Genomic DNA, 17,687 nt, shown 5'->3' with positions numbered 1-17,687 from the left:
AGCGACTGTATCAAGTCACCATGGATCACGCAGATAGTCCGGGTACCAGCCCGGATGCCCCTGCTGGTCTCATTTCTTCAAAATAAGAGCGGCAGCTTTGCGAGCTACTGCTCAGGTTAAAACCACGGCGCCGGTTGAAGCCTGCGCCGCGGTCATTTCATTGCAACGATGTAACAGGTAAAGCGATGAATCAGACGCCGTTTTGCAGAAGCATGTTGCGTACGTGACCGATAGCCTTGGTAGGGTTAAGGCCTTTCGGGCAAACGTTTACGCAGTTCATGATCCCGCGGCAGCGGAACACGCTGAACGGATCATCCAGTGAAGCCAGACGCTCGGTGGTCCGGGTGTCACGGCTGTCAGCCAGGAAACGGTAGGCTTGCAGCAGTGCAGCAGGGCCCAGGAACTTGTCAGGGTTCCACCAGAAGGACGGGCAGGAAGTCGAGCAGCAAGCGCACAGGATGCACTCGTACAGACCGTCCAGCTTCTCGCGCTCTTCAGGGGTCTGCAGACGCTCGATGGCCGGGGCCGGAGTATCGTTCTGCAGGAACGGCTTCACCTTCTCGTATTGCTTGTAGAAGATGCTCATATCGACGACCAGGTCTCGGATGACTGGCAAACCAGGCAGCGGACGTACGATCAGCTTGCCCTTCTTCACCACGTCAGACAGCGGCGTAATGCATGCCAGGCCGTTCTTGCCGTTGATGTTCATGCCGTCAGAACCGCACACACCTTCGCGGCATGAGCGACGGTATGAGAAACCTTCGTCCTGTTCTTTGACCAGAGCCAGCACGTCCAGCACCATCAAGTCTTTACCACCGGTATCGACCTGGAAGTCCTGCATGAACGGCGCTGCGTCCTGATCAGGGTTGTAACGATAAACACTGACTTGCAACATATCGGTCACCCCTTAATAAGTCCGAATCTTAGGTTCAAAAGTCGGAACAGTTTTCGGCGAGAAGTTCACGGCACGCTTGGTTACACGCTTGTCACCCGGGAAGTACAGGGTGTGGCACAGCCAGTTTTCGTCGTCGCGATCTTCGAAGTCCTCACGGGCGTGAGCGCCGCGAGATTCTTTACGATGCTCTGCTGCAATCGCGGTTGCTTCGGCCACTTCCAGCAGGTTCTGCAATTCGAGTGCTTCGATACGGGCAGTGTTGAACGCCTGGCTCTTGTCGTTGATCTTGACGTTGGCGATGCGGGTGCGCAGATCTGCCAACTGGGCAATACCCTTCTGCATGTATTCACCAGTACGGAATACACCGAAGTAGTTCTGCATGCAGCTTTGCAGTTCTTTACGCAGCGTAGCCACGTCTTCGCCAGTCGTGCGCTCGTTCAGGCCGGCAAGACGCGCCAGAGCGGCGTCGATGTCGGACTGCGAGGCGCGGGCGTAATCGACGCCTTCACGCAGAGCCTGCTCCAGGTGGATACCCGCAGCACGACCGAAGACCACCAGGTCGAGCAGCGAGTTGCCACCCAGACGGTTGGCGCCGTGAACCGATACGCAGGCTACTTCACCTACAGCGAACAGACCTGGAATGATCTGGTCGGTGCCAGCAGCGTCCTGAGTGATCGCCTGACCGTGAATGTTGGTGGCAACGCCGCCCATCATGTAGTGGCAGGTCGGTACGACAGGAATCGGTGCAGACGCAGGGTCGACGTGTGCAAACGTCTTGGACAGCTCCATGATGCCAGGCAGACGGCTGTGCAAGACTTCTTCGCCCAGGTGATCGAGCTTGAGCATCACGTGGTCGCCGTCCGGACCGCAACCGTTGCCGGCAATGATCTCTTTGACCATCGAGCGAGCAACCACGTCACGACCAGCAAGGTCTTTGGCGTTGGGCGCATAGCGCTCCATGAAACGCTCGCCGTGCTTGTTGATGAGGTAACCACCTTCACCGCGGCAACCTTCAGTGACCAGTACACCTGCGCCAGCAATGCCGGTCGGGTGGAACTGCCACATTTCGATGTCCTGAACCGGAACACCGGCACGCAGTGCCATGCCAATGCCGTCACCGGTATTGATCAGGGCATTGGTGGTAGACGAGTAGATACGACCTGCGCCACCGGTAGCCAGTACCGTTGCATTGGCACGGATGTACGAGGTTTCGCCTGTTTCGATGCAGATAGCGATGATGCCGACGAACGCGCCGTCCTGGTTTTTTACCAGATCCACTGCATAGTATTCGTTCAGGAATACAGTGCCAGCCTTGAGGTTGGCCTGATACAGCGTGTGCAGCAGTGCGTGACCGGTACGGTCGGCTGCAGCGCAGGTACGAGCAGCCTGACCGCCCTTGCCGAAGTCCTTGGACTGACCACCGAACGGACGCTGATAGATGCGGCCCTGCTCGGTACGGGAGAACGGCAGGCCCATGTGCTCGAGCTCGAATACCGCCTCAGGACCCACGGAACACATGTACTCGATAGCGTCCTGATCACCGATGTAGTCGGAACCCTTGACGGTATCGTACATGTGCCAACGCCAGTCATCGTTCGGGTCGGCCGAAGCGATGGCACAGGTGATGCCACCCTGAGCGGAAACGGTGTGCGAGCGAGTCGGGAACACCTTGGTGACCACGGCAGTCTTGTGACCGCCCTGAGCCAGTTGCAGTGCAGCACGCATGCCTGCACCGCCGCCACCGATAATGATGGCATCGAACGAAAGCGTATTTGTGTTAGCCATGGATCAGATACCCCAAAGAATCTGCACGCCCCAGACGAAGTAGGCGAACATCAGAACGCCGCATACCGCCTGGAACAGAAAACGTACTGCAGTGGCCGACTTGCCCAGCGCCATCGGCGTCAGGTAGTCGGTCGCGATGGTCCACATGCCTACCCAGGCATGAGCGCCCAGGGCAACGAGGGCCAGCAGACTGAAGATACGCATCCAGTTGTTTGCGAACAGATCGTGCCATTGGGCATAGCTCAGACCCGGGTGTACGACGATGTATCCGATCAGGAAGATGAAATAAGCCGCCAGCACGACTGCCGATACACGCTGCGCCATCCAGTCATAGAGGCCCGAACGTGAAAGGTTGGTGACGTTGGTTACCATATCCATACTCCCGCCAGAAGAATCAGAACCACGGAAACCGCGATAACGATTTTGGAACCCAGCTTGCCGCCTTCCAGCGTCTCGCCAACCCCCGTGTCCATGATCAGGTGGCGAACGCCGGCCACCAGGTGATACAGCAGGGCTGACAGCAGCCCCCAGATAACAAGCTTGGCCAGCGGGCTGGTCAGACACGCCTTGACTTCACCAAAGCCTTCTTCGGACGCCAGCGACTTGTCCATTGCATACAGCATGATTGCAATACCGACAAAGAGGATGACACCGGAGATGCGGTGAAGGATGGACGTGTAAGCGGTGACTGGGAGCTTGATGGTCCTTAGGTCTAGATTTACAGGTCGTTGGCTATTCACGGCTTTTTTCACACTTGAAGAGCCCCTAACAATCAGGGCAAGTTGTTGGGAAGTGCACTGGTCAGGTACCCACCACCCAGGAAGTGACGACCCCCTTGGAACGGGCCAAAAGCCCTTGGCGGTCGGACGCCGAGTATAGACAGTTAGGCTACTAATGACAACGCACAGACTTACCGCCAATAGCGGATTGCTTTGCTGGGATAAAAGGCGTAAACGGCGGGAAACGGTCTGTAAAAAGCCACCCAAAGGCCTTACGGAACACGACTTTAGGCAAATTGACTTTAGAATTTATCTCACTATAGTGATGCGGGCCCTGCGTGGGGGGCCTGTCTGATGATTTGAAGCATAAATAGGAGGCCACATGGCTGACAAAAAAGCGCAGTTGATCATCGAGGGTGCTGCCCCCGTCGAGCTGCCAATTCTGACCGGTACAGTGGGTCCGGACGTGATCGACGTACGCGGTCTGACCGCCACCGGCCGCTTCACATTCGACCCGGGCTTCATGTCGACCGCCTCTTGCGAGTCGAAGATCACCTACATCGATGGTGACAACGGAATTCTGCTTCACCGCGGCTACCCTATCGAACAACTGGCCCAGCAGTCCGATTACCTGGAAACCTGCTACCTGCTGCTCAACGGCGAACTGCCGACCGCCGAGCAGAAAGCCCAGTTCGTAGCCGTGGTCAAGAACCACACGATGGTCCACGAACAGCTCAAGACCTTCTTCAACGGCTTCCGCCGTGATGCGCACCCGATGGCGGTCATGTGCGGCGTAGTCGGCGCCCTGTCGGCGTTTTACCACGACTCGCTGGACATCAATAACCCGCAGCATCGTGAAATCTCGGCCGTGCGCCTGGTTGCCAAGATGCCGACGCTGGCAGCCATGGTTTACAAGTACTCCATGGGCCAGCCCATGATGTACCCGCGCAACGACCTGAGCTACGCTGAAAACTTCCTGCACATGATGTTCAACACACCGTGCGAGATCAAACCCATCAGCCCGGTGCTTGCCAAGGCCATGGACAAGATTTTTATCCTCCACGCCGACCACGAGCAAAATGCTTCGACGTCGACCGTACGGATGGCAGGCTCTTCGGGTGCAAACCCGTTTGCCTGTATCGCAGCTGGCATCGCAGCACTCTGGGGCCCGGCCCACGGTGGTGCCAACGAAGCCGTACTGACCATGCTCGACGAAATTGGCGATGTCTCGAACATCGACACCTTCATCGCCAAGGCCAAGGACAAGAACGATCCGTTCAAGCTTATGGGCTTCGGTCACCGGGTCTACAAGAACCGTGACCCGCGCGCGACTGTGATGAAACAGACTTGCGACGAAGTACTGAAAGAACTGGGCATCAAGAACGATCCTCAGCTTGAGCTGGCCATGCGCCTCGAAGAGATCGCCCTGACCGATCCGTACTTCATCGAGCGCTCGCTGTACCCGAACGTTGACTTCTACTCGGGCATCATCCTGAAGGCTATCGGCATTCCAACCAGCATGTTCACCGTGATCTTCGCTCTGGCGCGGACTGTCGGCTGGATCTCGCACTGGAAAGAAATGCTCTCCAGCCCTTACAAGATCGGTCGCCCGCGCCAGCTCTACACCGGCAATGTGCAACGCGACATCGTGGAACTCAAGGACCGCAAATAAGCGGGACAACGAGTACAAAAAAGGGCTGCCATTGGCAGCCCTTTTTCATGATCGCTGAGTATTAAATTTACTTGGCAGCCCTCTCCCTCAGTGCCTTGAGGGTATTGAACGGCGCATCGACTACAAACTTGTTGGCGATCATCGAAGGCACACTTCCGCCTGGCTCGGTATGCACCTGGTAGGTCACTTCGGTCTGATTCGGCCCCTTGGGTACCAGCTTCCAGAACCCCTTTACCTCTGTAACGCGCACATAACCCTTTTCTTCCGGTATGTAGTTAGGCTGCTCTTCGAGATTGCGCGTGATACTGCCATCCGCCCCTTCAACGGTGGTGATCAACAGCACTGAATCCCGGGGCGTCACAGGCCATGGTGTATTGAAACGCGTATAGGTCCAGGCCTTGTCACCCTCGAATTTGAGCACTTTCTGCAATTGACACTCATGGATCCATGCACAAGCGCCTGCGACGTCCTCCTGAAGAGCCCGAAGCTTGCTGACACTGGCATTAATCACCGTGATGCCTTGGTAGGCCTTGTATTTGGAACCCGGTACATCACTGAGTGATACCTTGATGCCATCCTCATTTTTAGCCACCTGCCAATCGTCGGCCTGCGCCACGCCGACCAGCATTACAGCCAAACCACAAGCAGCAGCCATGCGATACAGCGAACCCATTGTTTTATTCCTTATTGTTGAAATGTCGATAAAACAATTGCACTCAAATATGAATTTCAGGCGACTGTAGTTGCCTTTTCCCACCAGCCTATCAGTCGAATCGCATCATCCCGGTCACTACCGCACACGTCTTCGGCCGCCTTGAACTGGCTGCATACCGCAGGCCGCTCAGGCTTGCCAAACAGATCACACAAAAACCTCACTGACAGGTGCAGGCAGCGCTCACCTGCAGGCTTGCCTTCCGGCATGCCGGGTATAGGGGATGTAATGGAGGGAGCGATGCAGCATGCACCGCACCCGGAGCGGCAGTCCATGACTCGACACCTAGGCTGACTGATTGGGGAAAGCAGAGAGTACCCGGTAAAACGACCGTATGAAAATGACGTACTGGACCAAGGACAGGGCCTTACTGCTTGAATTTGAAGTCCAGCGCAGCACCCTCTACATCTCGACGGCTTTCGTTGCGCATCTGAAGCTGCATCTCATTGGAGAGGAGACGCCCGTTCAGTTCAAATGCACTAGGGTCCGAAGCAGCATCCTTGGTACTGAACATGGGCGGCAGCAACGGCTTGCGCTTGGCAGTGATCACGTTGGAAGGCGGTTCGAGCTCCTTGACCAGTTCGGGCGGCAGGCTCAGATCGAGTTTGGGACGACGCAAATCCTTGGAATTGGTCGCTTTGGCAGACTTTCCATTGTTTTTCGCCAACTCGCGCTTGCCTGCGGGAGCCTTGGCTGCACCCTCTTTTGACGCACCACCCTTCGCCGCCGCCTTGGATGAGGACACATCGCCAGCGCCGGATGCAGATTTGGCCTGCGCCATGACGGGTGCAGTCTTCTCCTTGCCCACCACGACGGGCACCACAGGCACACCGGGCATCAGCTCATGCACATTCGCGGGCGTTTTGACCTGCGAGGTATCCAGAACCGTATCCGGCGGTGGCGTTACCGCCGCATCACGCGCTTCTACAGAAGCGGGCGCAGCAGCAGGTGCCGGAGTCGGTGCGGGGAACGAAGCTTCAGTCTTTGGCTTGGGCACCGGGGTTTCCTGAGCATCACAGGCGCCCAGCAAAACAATGATCGATAATCCCAGACAGCGAAAAACATTCATAGGCAGAAATCAGACAGGACAGTGGCAATGCCAGAAAGGCTTATATGCTGTCCTTTTGAGGCCAGCAAGACAAGCCGAGAGTTCCATGCATTTGACGAAAAGCAGCCGCCTGTCAGTAGGCCAGGGCTGTTTCTTGGCATAACTGTTTCGCGAGCATCCCCAAGGTCATCAGCGCCCGCTCCGCCTCCTTGTTCCAGGGCATACCGCAATTAAGGCGGATGCAGTGGTTGAACTGCTCGGTATTACTGAAAATCAGGCCCGGCGCGATGCTGATCCCCTGCTCCAGCGCTCGCACATGCAGCTCTTGCGTGTTGACGCGCCCAGGCAGGCTGACCCACAAAATGAAGCCGCCCGCAGGCCGACTCATCTGCGTGCCCTCGGGAAAGAATTGCTGCACAGCCAACTGATACGCACTGAGATTCTTGCGGTATTCAAGACGGATATACCGTAAGTGCCGATCATAGCCGCCATTTTCCAGATAAGCCGCCACCCCCATTTGCGTCACGCTGCAAGCAGAATGGGTACTGAATGTCTGCAAACGCTGGATCTCGGCCTGATACTTGCCAGCAATCATCCAGCCAATTCGCACACCGGGTGACAGCGTCTTGGAAAAGCTTGAGCAATAAAGCACCCTACCCAACCGGTCGAACGCCTTTAGCGCCTTGGTACGACCGACTTCAAACATCAGCTCGCCGTACACGTCATCCTCGACCACCTGGATATCAAAATCAGAGGCAAGGCGCAGCAGGTTCTTCTGCCGCTCTTCAGGCATTGTGCCACCCAAGGGGTTGCTCAAGCGCGAGGTCAGTACCAGCGCTTTGATCGACCACTGATTGGCAGCCAGTTGCAGCGCTTCCAGGCTGATTCCGGTAGCTGGGTCGCTGGGAATCTCGATGACCTTCAAGCCCAACAGATCAGCCAGCTGCAACAATCCGTAATAGGCCGGGGACTCCGCGGCGATGAGGTCGCCCGGACGGGTCAGTACTCGCAACGCCATCTGCAGGGCATCCACACACCCGTGCGTGATTACCACCTCGGACGGATCGACCACCACACCGGCGTCACGCATCCGGATAGCCACCTGCCTGCGCAAAGGCTCGAAACCGGGGCTGAACATATAGCTGAATGCACGGGGGCTGTGAAAGCGCGTTACTTTGGCCAACTGCTGGTGCAGTGCACGCACGGGCAGGTAGTCCACGTGTGGCACCGCCGCTCCCAGGGCGAAGACACCCTCGCGACGCGATTCTTCCAATACTTGCTGGATGATGCTGCTGCGCGTGACCAGCCCAGGACGCTCGACCCGAGCGATGTCCGGCGTTGAAGCCGTCAGCGCTGGCGTCTGGTGAACATAGTAACCGGACTGCGGCCGGGCACGGATCAACCCCTGATCTTCAAGATTCGCATACGCCTGCAGCACGGTCGCATGACTGACATTGAGCTGTGAGCTCATTTTGCGAACCGACGGCACACGCTCACCCGGCTGATATACACCGCGCCGGATGTCTTCGGCCAGTTGCTGGGCTATACGTTGATAAAGCAGAAGATTGGTCATGACACAGCCTCAGCGGACAGGCGATTTATTGTTGTACACCTTGATGCCTGATTACCGGCACAGTTATGAAGTGTACGGGAACAGTTTGAGCCCAAGCCAGCAATTGCTGTGTCTGAAAAAAAATAATCAAGGGCGTATCTGCCAAGCGCCCTTTTGTTTCAGCCAAAAAAAACCCGACACCTGGAGGCATCGGTTTTTTTCCAAGCAAGTTTTCTATCGAGGAGCCCCCAGCTGACCTTTCTCATCAGAAAAAACAATTTCGACACGACGATTTTGCGCTCTTCCACGGCCTGACGCGTTGGCATCGACGGGAAACTGCTGACCATAGCCTTCGACCTGGATCCGTTTTTCGTCGATACCCAGATCCATCAGAACATCCGCCACCGCTTGCGCGCGGTCTTTGGACAGGGTCAGATTTTCCTGGCGGTCACCGGTGCTGTCGGTATAGCCCTCGATCCGCACGATGCGGCGCGGATTGATCTGCAGGAATTGCACGACCTTGAGAATGGTTCGACTGGCGGAGTTTTTAAGCTCGGCATGCCCGGCATCGAACAGAACATCCCCCAGAGTCATGACCAGTCCACGATCAGTCTGCGTGGTGGCGAGGCTTAGAATCTGGTCTTCGAGCCAACGCCCCTGCTGCTGAGCGCTGGCCAGCTTGGCCTCCCGCAAGCCCAACTGCAGACGCTGGCGCTCCATGTCCATTTTCGCAAGGCGCTCCTTGTTCAGCATCAGGTTGCTGTGCTCGCGGGCAATCTCACTGTATCGGCTGCTCAAGTAGGCGTAATGACTGACGTCGGCACCACTGCCCAGATAGCTAGAAAGACGCTCCGCGCGCGCGAGCGACTCACCGGCGCGAATCACATCCTTGGGAGCGCTGCGCAATACATCGGTATCTTCCTTGACCTTCTGGAAGTCGGTACTGGCCTGCTGCAAGGCCTGGCCGCTGTCCTGATGGTTCGCACAGCCATACAGACCTGCTGCAGCCAACAACAGGCCAACGCTCAATGCGCGAGGGATACGGTTCATTGGACCTCTCCCAGCTGCTTGCGCAAACGATTGAGCCGGGTGTTGAGTTGATTGATCTGCTCCTGGCTTTTCAGGGTCAAGACGCGTGCCTCTGCAAGCCGGGCATCCAGCTCGGCCTGTTCGGCTTTCATGCGGGCGTCCTTGTAAGACTTGTCAGCCATATCAGCACGGGCATCGGCGAACTTGGCTTCGGCTGTTTCCAGCTCGGGCTGCTCATCAGCACCGACAGCCTTGGCCTGCTCCAGCGCCTGCTCCGTCAGTTTGATTTGTTCGGTCGGTACAGGATCGCTGGCACAGCCGACCAGCGTGGCGATGGCCATAACAGCCATTGAAAAGCGAATACTCACAAAAACATTCCTACTTGTTTGGGGCGCTGGCACTGGCAGGTTGCAACAATTGGGTTTTCCACAATTCCAGGTTGTGCGTGATGACATCACCTGCGAGGCCGGAGGCGGCCGATTCTGTCATCTTTTTCGCCAACTGTCCGCGCAACCATGGATCGTTGCAGGCAGAGTTGAAGGACAGCGCAAGGTAAAAACCCGGCACATCAACCCGCTCGGGCTGAGCGACAAGGTCCGATGACAACCCCAGGGTCTGCACCATGACCATGCCCGCATAGCGCCCTGCCAGCACATAATCCACTTCAGCCAATGCAAGCTTCTGGAAAGCAGACGTCAGGCTGGGAGCGCGCACCAGTGTCAGGTGCTGCCTGGCAGTTTCTTCAAACGCCTGGGTCAGCCGGGTCTTCTCTGACACTGCGCCCTTCTGCCCACCAAGCTCACTGACAGTGGTGAAAGGCACAGCGTGATCGCGACGAGTCCAGACCATGATGTCGTTCTGCACAACCGGTGGATGGATATAATCGAGCGAGTCCAGTTGCGCAGCATTGAGCGGCGCATCGGCCAGCAGATCCATTCGTCCGGTGCGGACTTCCTCCAGCGCCTGGCTGCGCTTGCCTGCGTAGAGAAATTCGACCTTCAAGCCCAGTTGGTCAGCGGCGTTGCGCAGCAAGTCGGCATTGGCCCCCATCAGATGCCGAGGGTCCTGCGGGTCGCGCCACAGATAAGGTGGTGCGTCCGGGCTGCCAGTTACGATCAACCGCTCGCATTTGCCCGCCGCCAATGACAGCGAAGGCAGCAGTACCAGCCCTAGAAGAAGCGAAGACAACAGCTTGGGCTGGTCCATGAATAGTCCCTTCACGAGTCAATAAAAAACCCGTTCGTCTGGCCCCGCGCACCTCAAGCAAGCTTGACGGTTCGCACGGCCCGAATCGAACGGGCTCTCTTTATAGTGGAAGAGCGTGGCTTAGACCAGCTTCTCCAGCTCCGGGATGGCTTCGAACAGATCAGCCACCAGACCGTAGTCTGCCACCTGGAAGATCGGAGCGTCCTCGTCCTTGTTGATCGCAACGATCACCTTGGAATCTTTCATGCCTGCCAGATGCTGGATCGCGCCGGAGATACCGACCGCTATATACAGCTGGGGCGCGACGATCTTGCCGGTCTGACCGACCTGCATGTCGTTGGGTACAAAGCCTGCGTCGACCGCAGCCCGCGAAGCACCAACCGCAGCGCCCAGCTTGTCTGCCAACGCATACAGATGCTTGAAGTTGTCGCCGTTCTGCATACCGCGACCGCCAGAAACGACGATTTTCGCCGCTGTCAGCTCAGGACGGTCGGACTTGGCCAGCTCTTCGCCGACGAAGCTGGACTTGCCCGCATCGTGAGCAGCCGAAACCGCTTCGATCGAAGCCGAACCACCCTCTGCAGCCACCGGGTCGAAACCGGTGGCACGAACGGTGATGACCTTGACCGACGCCTTGGACTGTACGGTAGCAATGGCGTTACCGGCGTAGATCGGACGAGTGAACGTATCAGCGGATTCCACCGAGACGATCTCAGAGATCTGATCCACGTCCAGTTGCGCCGCAACGCGAGGCAGGATGTTTTTGCCGTTGGAAGTGGCGGCAGCCAGGATATGGCTATGGCCTGCACTCAATTCGACGACCAGTGGCGCAACGTTCTCAGGCAACTGGTGGGCGTAAGCAGCGTTGTCGGCCACCAGGACTTTTGCCACGCCAGCAATCTTCGCAGCGGCTTCGGCCACAGCGCTCACGCCAGAACCGGCGACCAGCAGGTGGATATCACCGCCGATCTTCTGAGCTGCAGCAAGGGTATTGAGCGTAGCCGGAGCTACGGTTGCATTGTCATGCTCAGCGATAACCAGGATCGTCATTTAGATTACCTTCGCTTCGGTTTTCAGTTTTTCGACCAGTTCGGCCACCGACTTGACCTTGATGCCGGCGCTGCGTGCAGCCGGCGCTTCAACCTTGAGCGTCTTGTTGGTAGATGCCGTGGAAACACCCAGTGCGTCAGGCGTCAGCACTTCGAGCGGCTTCTTCTTGGCCTTCATGATGTTGGGTAGCGAGGCGTAACGTGGCTCGTTCAGACGCAGGTCTGTGGTCACGATAGCCGGCAGGCTCAGGGAAACGGTTTGCAGACCGCCGTCGATCTCGCGGGTAACGGCAACCTTGTCGCCTGCCACTTCAACCCTGGAGGCGAACGTGCCCTGCGGATAGCCACTCAGCGCAGCCAGCATCTGACCGGTCTGGTTGTTGTCGCTGTCGATGGCCTGTTTGCCCAGGATCACCAACTGTGGCTGCTCCTTGTCGACCACGGCCTTGAGCAGTTTGGCGACCGCAAGGGAGGTCAGTTCTTCAGCGGATTCGACCAGCACGGCACGATCGGCGCCCAGCGCCAGTGCAGTACGCAACTGCTCCTGAGCGGTGGTCGGGCCGATGGTCACGACGACGATCTCGGTCGCGATACCTTTTTCCTTCAGGCGAACGGCCTCTTCCACAGCGATTTCGCAGAAGGGGTTCATGGACATTTTGACGTTGGCAAGATCGACGCCGGAGTTGTCCGCCTTGACGCGAACCTTGACGTTGTAGTCGACCACTCGTTTGACAGCTACAAGAACCTTCATGGATTCCTCACTCTCCGGTGAAAAGAAGTCGCCTGGCAACACCAGGCGATCGATATGTGTCCTCAACAAGCAATCGTATTCGTGCAGGCGGGCGACCGGGTAAAAACAATCGCCAAAACCCTGGATTAAAGCCAGGTGTCACCCGTCAATCACCGGCAGGGTGTGTAAAATGCGCCGGGCGACATTGATCTGACTGCCTGCACCGCATTCGCCTGATGCCTTTTGAGAGATCCTGCCGGACCTCGTTTCAGCCTACGGCAAACGCAAAACCGACCGTATCTTGACCGCAACGCCTTTTCTGGTCAATACGCCAAATCGGCCAGTGGTGGGTCTCTGGTCTTTGATTTATCTGGCCTGCGGCCGATTCAAACAAACGTTTGTATTGGACCCGCGCAGTGGTGTAGATATAATGCACGCCATTAAAAGACGGGCGGTGTCCGACACATCCATTACGTCGGTCCATAGCGCCCCTGAAAAATACCGTGAGCCTTGAGAGTAGGAGATAGCCTGTGGAACGCGAATACATGGAATTCGACGTCGTCATCGTCGGAGCCGGCCCTTCCGGGCTGTCTGCTGCCTGCCGCCTGAAACAGAAGGCTGCCGAGGCCGGACAGGAAATCAGCGTCTGCGTGGTGGAAAAAGGCTCCGAAGTCGGCGCGCACATTCTGTCGGGTGCGGTGTTCGAACCGCGCGCACTCAATGAACTGTTCCCGAACTGGCAGGAACTGGGCGCTCCGCTCAATACGCCGGTCAAACGTGACGATATTTATGTACTGAGCGATGCGGAAAAGTCGCGCAAGGTGCCTGACTTCTTCGTGCCCAAGACAATGCACAACCAGGGTAACTATATTATTTCCCTGGGCAACCTGTGCCGCTGGCTCGCGCAGCAGGCCGAAAACCTGGGCGTGGAAATCTACCCGGGCTTCGCCGCTCAAGAGGCGCTGTTCGATGAAAATGGCGTGATCAAGGGCATCGTGACCGGTGATCTGGGCGTTGATCGCGAAGGCAACCCCAAGGAAGGTCTGTACACCCCTGGCATGGAGCTGCGCGCCAAGTACACGCTCTTTGCCGAGGGCAGCCGTGGCCATATCGGCAAACAACTGCTCAAGCGCTTCAATCTAGACAATGACGTCGATGTGCAGCACTACGCCATCGGCCTGAAGGAAATCTGGGAAGTCGATCCAGCCAAACATGAGCAGGGTCTGGTCGTGCACACGGCTGGCTGGCCACTGGACGACGCCAATCCGGGCGGTTCTTTTCTTTATCACCTGGAAAACAACCAGGTGGTGGTCGGCCTGATCGTCGACCTTTCGTACTCGAACCCGTACCTGTCACCGTTCGACGAGTTCCAGCGCTACAAGCATCACCCGGTCATCAAGCAGTATCTGGAAGGCGGCAAGCGCATCAGCTATGGTGCCCGCGCTATCACCAAAGGCGGCCTGAATTCGCTGCCCCGGATGGTCTTCCCCGGTGGCGCACTGATCGGTTGCGACCTGGGCACTCTCAATTTCGCCAAGATCAAGGGCAGCCACACTGCGATGAAGTCCGGGATGCTGGCGGCCGAATCGGTGGCCGATGCTTTGTTCGCAGGCAACGAAGGCGGCGACACGCTGAACACTTACGTCGATGCGTTCAAGGCCAGCTGGTTGCATGAAGAGCTGTTCACCAGCCGTAACTTCGGCGTAGCGATTCATAAATACGGCGCAATCAAAGGTGGCGCATTCAACTTCATCGACCAGAACATCTTCGGTGGCAAGCTGCCGTTCACGCTGCATGACACCAAGCCGGATTACGCCTGCCTCAAGCTGGCCGCTGACTCGACGAAAATCAGTTACCCGAAACCGGACGGCAAGCTCAGCTTCGACAAGCTCAGCTCGGTATTCCTCTCCAGTACCAACCATGAAGAGGAACAACCCTGCCACCTGAAGCTGACCGACCCAAGCATCCCGATCGGCAAGAACCTGCCTTTGTATGACGAACCGGCACAGCGTTATTGCCCGGCTGGCGTGTACGAAGTCATCACCAAGGAAGATGGCGAGAAGCGTTTCCAGATCAACGCGCAGAACTGTGTCCATTGCAAGACCTGCGACATCAAGGACCCTTCCCAGAACATCACCTGGGTAGCACCTGAAGGTGCTGGCGGACCGACTTACCCGAATATGTAGGTCGCGACAACGGGCAGCAAGACAAGCAAGACCGCAGAAGGCTCCTGATCAGGGGCCTTCTGCGTTTTACACCTGAAAGGACGTGCTCAGGCCGGGACGCCCAGGTAAGCCCCCTCCTCGCCCGGGCTGCGTTCAAAGTAGCGCTTGTACTCGCGACTGAACTGCGAGGCACTCTGATACCCGACCTTCAGTGCTACCTGCGCGACGCCCAGCCCGTCGGCAACCAGCAACTGCTGGGCCTTGAGCAGACGCAGGCGCTTGAGGTACTGCACAGGCGACAACAACGTGCTGCGCTTGAAATGCTCATGAAAGGTCGATGCGCTCATGTTTGCGCAACGTGCCAGCGTGTCGACATTCAACGCATCGGCGTAATGCTCGTGCAGGTAGGTGACCGCTGCAGCAATCCGCGCAAACTGCCCCTGCTGCTCGACCAACGCACGCAACACGCCTGCCTGCGGGCCACGCAGCGCGCTGTACACCACATCGCGAATACGCGACTCCCCCATCGCCTGACACTCCAGCGGATCGTGCAGGCAGCGCAGCAACCGCTCGACGCTGTCACGCATCCCGTCGCCAATCAGCACCGATGTCATGGACTCCGGGGTCTGCACTTCGCTGTCATGGCCAGCCAGCGGCCCCATGGTCTGCACCAGTTCGCCCAGCAATACCCGGTCAATGGCAACAGACACACCGTACAGCGGCTTGTCCGGTGTGGCGAAGGTTTCACATTTGAACGGCACAGAAAGCGCCTGAATCAGGTAGTGCCCGGTACCGTACTCAAAGGTCCGGGTGCCCAGACAGGCGACCTTGCTGCCTTGCACCACGATCATGAGGCTCGGCTCGTACATCTGCGGGCTGCTGGCCACATAACTGAACGCCGACAACACACGCACTTCAGGCAAAGCGGTGGCGACAAAACCGGGACGCACCGCGAGAGGCTGGATCAACGAGACCAGCGTGGCATTGCCATCAATAGAATCAGAGAGCGACATTAAAACCGACCGACAGAGGATTAGACAGCTGCATGATCGCAGATTTGCGCGCCAAAGCGATCTTCAGATGGCGTCGCCGGAGGAATAGGCATGAATGACGGAGGAATGTCCCTAGCCGCAAAGCATCGCCATCAGGAAAATGGTCCGCATCTTTTCAGTAACATCTTGCGAGGTTCACAATGTACACAGCCATCGGTTACGCCGCCCAATCAGCCACCGCGCCCCTCGCCCCCATGACCTTCGAGCGTCGCGCCCCGCGTGCTGACGACGTTGCCATCGAGATTCTGTACTGCGGCGTTTGTCACTCCGACATCCACCAGGCGCGCAACGAGTGGGGTATAGCTGTCTACCCGTTGATGCCAGGCCATGAAATTGTGGGTCGTGTCACAGCCACCGGCACCAATGCCACCCAGTACAAGGTTGGCGATCTGGTCGGTGTCGGTTGCATGGTCGACTCCTGCCGCGAATGCGCAGCGTGCCAGTCAGACCTTGAGCAGTATTGCCTCGAAGGCCCGACCATGACGTACGCCACGCCGGACCGCGTGGATGGCAGCAACACCATGGGCGGCTACTCCAACAGCATCGTGGTCAGCGAACACTTCGTGGTACGTATACCGGAGAAGCTGGACCTGGCCGCTGCCGCACCTATTCTGTGTGCCGGTATCACCACTTACTCGCCGCTCAAGCACTATGGCGTCAAGGCGGGCGACAAGGTCGGCATTCTGGGGATGGGCGGCCTGGGCCATATGGGTATCAAGTTCGCCAAGGCCATGGGCGCTGAAGTCACCTTGTTCACCCGCTCCGCGGCCAAGGCCCAGGAAGCGCGTCGTCAGGGCGCCGACCATGTGATCGTCTCCACCGACGCCGAACAGATGAAAGCCGCTGCGGGCCGTTTCGACTTCCTGCTCGACACCATTCCGGTGCAGCACGACCTGAACCCCTACCTGCAAACCCTGCGGTTTGACGGTGTACACATTCTGGTTGGCCTGATCGAACCGGTAGAGCCCCCTGTGCATGCTGCCAACCTTGTGATGGGCCGCCGCGTACTGGCAGGTTCGCTGATTGGTGGCATTGCCGAAACTCAGGAAGTGCTCGAGTTCTGCGCCGAAAACGACATCACCTGCGACATCGAAATGCTCGACATCCGCAACATCAACGAAGCCTACGAGCGCATGCTTGCCGGTGACGTGAAGTACCGCTTCGTGATCGACATGGCAACGCTGAAAGCCTGATCCGGCTCAGCAGGCTCCCAGATCGGCCGACAGTTGCGCTGCAATCTCCTTGATCAGCGGAACCAGCTCGGCCATCTTCTCGAGCGGCATGTAGGGCACCGTACTGGCGACACTGATGCCGGCAACAATCTGTTTGCTGGCATCACGCACCGGCGCCGCGACACAACGAATCGACGGTTCGTTGTCTTCCAGATCGAACGCATAACCACCCTGAACATACTCTTCCCTGCGTGCCTTCAACTGCACCCAGGTCTGTTGCTCGTGCGCAGGCCACAACGGGTTCTTGCCGTTGACCGGCACACTGATTTCATACAGCCGTTGCCATTCCGGCTCGGCACTGTCCAGCAACAATGCCTTGCCAATGCCCGTGCGCACCAACGGCATGCGATGACCAACCCGGGAACGCATTTCCGGGCCGTTGCGGCCGGGGTTCTTGTGCAGATACAGCACGTCATCACCTTCACGAACCGCCAGATGTACGGTGTCGCCGGTCAGTTCTGACAAGCGGTCCAGATAAGGTCGCGCCAGAATCGCCAGCGGCACTTCTTCACGTGCCTGAAAACCCAGCTCGATCAGTTTGGGACCCAGCAGGTAACCCACCTGCGGGACGATCCGAAGATAGCGCTCGTCGACCAGACAACTGGCCAGGCGATGAGTGGTGCTGCGCGTCGTGCCGATCAGCCGGGCGATTTCCTTCAGGTCGCGAGCACCACCGGCCACAGCCTGAACAACGCCCAGGCCACGCAACAAGGTTTGTGTGCCGGTAGGAACCGAGACTTTGTCCGTCGGGGTTTCGAGAGTGAGTGAGTCGTTGTGCATGACAAGCCTTGATCAGTTCGGAACGCTGGCGACATTATCGTCGCCAGCGTCAGGACGCGTC

General features: G+C 57.7%; 18 protein-coding genes. 3 read left to right on the top strand and 15 right to left on the bottom strand.

Annotation, left to right across the window (positions count from 1 at the left end; translation table 11 throughout):
• Window positions 1-190: 190 nt before the first annotated feature.
• From KDX37_RS06220 to sdhC, 4 genes are read right to left on the bottom strand one after another with little or no spacing between them, the layout of a single operon-like run.
• Window positions 191-895, bottom strand: coding sequence for a succinate dehydrogenase iron-sulfur subunit (locus KDX37_RS06220; protein WP_231651801.1), 705 nt, complete (start codon window positions 893-895; stop codon window positions 191-193).
• 12 nt (window positions 896-907) lie between these two features.
• Complete coding sequence (gene sdhA / locus KDX37_RS06215) at window positions 908-2,680, bottom strand: succinate dehydrogenase flavoprotein subunit (RefSeq protein ID WP_231651800.1); 1,773 nt, start codon at window positions 2,678-2,680, stop codon at window positions 908-910.
• Window positions 2,681-2,683: 3 nt separating this feature from the next.
• Complete coding sequence (gene sdhD, locus KDX37_RS06210; RefSeq protein ID WP_231651799.1) at window positions 2,684-3,052, bottom strand: succinate dehydrogenase, hydrophobic membrane anchor protein; 369 nt, start codon at window positions 3,050-3,052, stop codon at window positions 2,684-2,686.
• Complete coding sequence (sdhC, locus tag KDX37_RS06205; protein ID WP_231651798.1) at window positions 3,046-3,432, bottom strand: succinate dehydrogenase, cytochrome b556 subunit; 387 nt, start codon at window positions 3,430-3,432, stop codon at window positions 3,046-3,048. Before sdhC ends, sdhD begins: the two co-directional genes overlap by 7 nt.
• A gap of 349 nt (window positions 3,433-3,781) precedes the next feature.
• On the opposite strand from sdhC, the gene gltA reads away from it, so the two are divergent.
• Window positions 3,782-5,071: a citrate synthase gene (gene gltA, locus KDX37_RS06200; protein ID WP_231651797.1), complete on the top strand. Its 1,290-nt coding sequence runs from the start codon at window positions 3,782-3,784 to the stop codon at window positions 5,069-5,071.
• A 67-nt stretch (window positions 5,072-5,138) separates the two neighbouring features.
• Here the strand turns inward: gltA and KDX37_RS06195 are convergent, their stop codons facing one another.
• The 9 genes from KDX37_RS06195 to KDX37_RS06155 all read right to left on the bottom strand — a co-directional run bounded on the left by KDX37_RS06195 (window position 5,139) and on the right by KDX37_RS06155 (window position 12,418).
• The gene (locus KDX37_RS06195) at window positions 5,139-5,744 is read right to left on the bottom strand and encodes an START domain-containing protein (RefSeq protein ID WP_231651796.1); all 606 of its coding nucleotides are present in this window, start codon (window positions 5,742-5,744) and stop codon (window positions 5,139-5,141) included.
• A gap of 56 nt (window positions 5,745-5,800) precedes the next feature.
• Window positions 5,801-6,058, bottom strand: coding sequence for a YkgJ family cysteine cluster protein (locus KDX37_RS06190; RefSeq protein ID WP_231651795.1), 258 nt, complete (start codon window positions 6,056-6,058; stop codon window positions 5,801-5,803).
• A gap of 92 nt (window positions 6,059-6,150) precedes the next feature.
• Window positions 6,151-6,852 carry a translation initiation factor 2 gene (locus tag KDX37_RS06185; RefSeq protein WP_231651794.1) on the bottom strand — a complete coding sequence of 234 codons (702 nt, stop codon included), beginning with the start codon at window positions 6,850-6,852 and terminating at the stop codon, window positions 6,151-6,153.
• A gap of 112 nt (window positions 6,853-6,964) precedes the next feature.
• Entirely contained in the window at window positions 6,965-8,404 is a 1,440-nt protein-coding gene (locus KDX37_RS06180; protein WP_231651793.1) for an aminotransferase-like domain-containing protein, read from the bottom strand.
• 213 nt (window positions 8,405-8,617) lie between these two features.
• A complete protein-coding gene (locus KDX37_RS06175; RefSeq protein ID WP_231651792.1) occupies window positions 8,618-9,433 on the bottom strand; it encodes an OmpA family protein in 816 nt (271 codons plus the stop codon).
• Complete coding sequence (locus KDX37_RS06170; RefSeq protein ID WP_231651791.1) at window positions 9,430-9,780, bottom strand: DUF4398 domain-containing protein; 351 nt, start codon at window positions 9,778-9,780, stop codon at window positions 9,430-9,432. The genes KDX37_RS06175 and KDX37_RS06170 overlap by 4 nt, the downstream gene beginning before the upstream one ends.
• A gap of 10 nt (window positions 9,781-9,790) precedes the next feature.
• Entirely contained in the window at window positions 9,791-10,618 is an 828-nt protein-coding gene (locus tag KDX37_RS06165; protein ID WP_231651790.1) for a substrate-binding periplasmic protein, read from the bottom strand.
• A 120-nt stretch (window positions 10,619-10,738) separates the two neighbouring features.
• Window positions 10,739-11,668 (bottom strand): electron transfer flavoprotein subunit alpha/FixB family protein, encoded by a 930-nt coding sequence (locus KDX37_RS06160; RefSeq protein WP_231651789.1) that lies wholly within the window; start codon window positions 11,666-11,668, stop codon window positions 10,739-10,741.
• Complete coding sequence (locus KDX37_RS06155; protein WP_231651788.1) at window positions 11,669-12,418, bottom strand: electron transfer flavoprotein subunit beta/FixA family protein; 750 nt, start codon at window positions 12,416-12,418, stop codon at window positions 11,669-11,671. It abuts the gene before it with no gap.
• Between the two features lie 509 nt (window positions 12,419-12,927).
• On the opposite strand from KDX37_RS06155, the gene KDX37_RS06150 reads away from it, so the two are divergent.
• A complete protein-coding gene (locus KDX37_RS06150) occupies window positions 12,928-14,583 on the top strand; it encodes an electron transfer flavoprotein-ubiquinone oxidoreductase (RefSeq protein WP_231651787.1) in 1,656 nt (551 codons plus the stop codon).
• 86 nt (window positions 14,584-14,669) lie between these two features.
• Here KDX37_RS06150 and KDX37_RS06145 read toward each other — a convergent pair whose 3' ends face one another.
• On the bottom strand, window positions 14,670-15,575 hold the full coding sequence (locus tag KDX37_RS06145; protein ID WP_231651786.1) for an AraC family transcriptional regulator: 906 nt from the start codon (window positions 15,573-15,575) through the stop codon (window positions 14,670-14,672).
• Between the two features lie 179 nt (window positions 15,576-15,754).
• Between KDX37_RS06145 and KDX37_RS06140 the strand changes: the two genes are divergently transcribed.
• Window positions 15,755-16,807: an NAD(P)-dependent alcohol dehydrogenase gene (locus KDX37_RS06140; protein ID WP_231651785.1), complete on the top strand. Its 1,053-nt coding sequence runs from the start codon at window positions 15,755-15,757 to the stop codon at window positions 16,805-16,807.
• A gap of 6 nt (window positions 16,808-16,813) precedes the next feature.
• On the opposite strand, the gene KDX37_RS06135 is transcribed toward KDX37_RS06140, so the two are convergent.
• Window positions 16,814-17,626 (bottom strand): IclR family transcriptional regulator, encoded by an 813-nt coding sequence (locus tag KDX37_RS06135; protein ID WP_231651784.1) that lies wholly within the window; start codon window positions 17,624-17,626, stop codon window positions 16,814-16,816.
• Window positions 17,627-17,687 lie beyond the last annotated feature (61 nt).

The sequence above is a fragment of the Pseudomonas californiensis genome (assembly GCF_021147775.1).
GTDB lineage: Bacteria > Pseudomonadota > Gammaproteobacteria > Pseudomonadales > Pseudomonadaceae > Aquipseudomonas > Aquipseudomonas californiensis.
The sequence above is the reverse complement of the archived record's forward strand: the minus strand, read 5'-3'. Positions and strand labels throughout refer to the sequence as shown.

Coding starts and splice junctions, on each gene's coding strand:
- KDX37_RS06160 (WP_231651789.1), bottom strand. CDS start 11,668: ATGACGATCCTGGTTATCGCTGAGCATGACAATGCAACCGTAGCTCCG.
- KDX37_RS06135 (WP_231651784.1), bottom strand. CDS start 17,626: ATGCACAACGACTCACTCACTCTCGAAACCCCGACGGACAAAGTCTCG.
- KDX37_RS06195 (WP_231651796.1), bottom strand. CDS start 5,744: ATGGGTTCGCTGTATCGCATGGCTGCTGCTTGTGGTTTGGCTGTAATG.
- KDX37_RS06145 (WP_231651786.1), bottom strand. CDS start 15,575: ATGTCGCTCTCTGATTCTATTGATGGCAATGCCACGCTGGTCTCGTTG.
- KDX37_RS06175 (WP_231651792.1), bottom strand. CDS start 9,433: ATGAACCGTATCCCTCGCGCATTGAGCGTTGGCCTGTTGTTGGCTGCA.
- KDX37_RS06220 (WP_231651801.1), bottom strand. CDS start 895: ATGTTGCAAGTCAGTGTTTATCGTTACAACCCTGATCAGGACGCAGCG.
- KDX37_RS06140 (WP_231651785.1), top strand. CDS start 15,755: ATGTACACAGCCATCGGTTACGCCGCCCAATCAGCCACCGCGCCCCTC.
- sdhD (WP_231651799.1), bottom strand. CDS start 3,052: ATGGTAACCAACGTCACCAACCTTTCACGTTCGGGCCTCTATGACTGG.
- KDX37_RS06185 (WP_231651794.1), bottom strand. CDS start 6,852: ATGAATGTTTTTCGCTGTCTGGGATTATCGATCATTGTTTTGCTGGGC.
- KDX37_RS06165 (WP_231651790.1), bottom strand. CDS start 10,618: ATGGACCAGCCCAAGCTGTTGTCTTCGCTTCTTCTAGGGCTGGTACTG.
- gltA (WP_231651797.1), top strand. CDS start 3,782: ATGGCTGACAAAAAAGCGCAGTTGATCATCGAGGGTGCTGCCCCCGTC.
- KDX37_RS06180 (WP_231651793.1), bottom strand. CDS start 8,404: ATGACCAATCTTCTGCTTTATCAACGTATAGCCCAGCAACTGGCCGAA.
- KDX37_RS06155 (WP_231651788.1), bottom strand. CDS start 12,418: ATGAAGGTTCTTGTAGCTGTCAAACGAGTGGTCGACTACAACGTCAAG.
- KDX37_RS06190 (WP_231651795.1), bottom strand. CDS start 6,058: ATGGACTGCCGCTCCGGGTGCGGTGCATGCTGCATCGCTCCCTCCATT.
- sdhA (WP_231651800.1), bottom strand. CDS start 2,680: ATGGCTAACACAAATACGCTTTCGTTCGATGCCATCATTATCGGTGGC.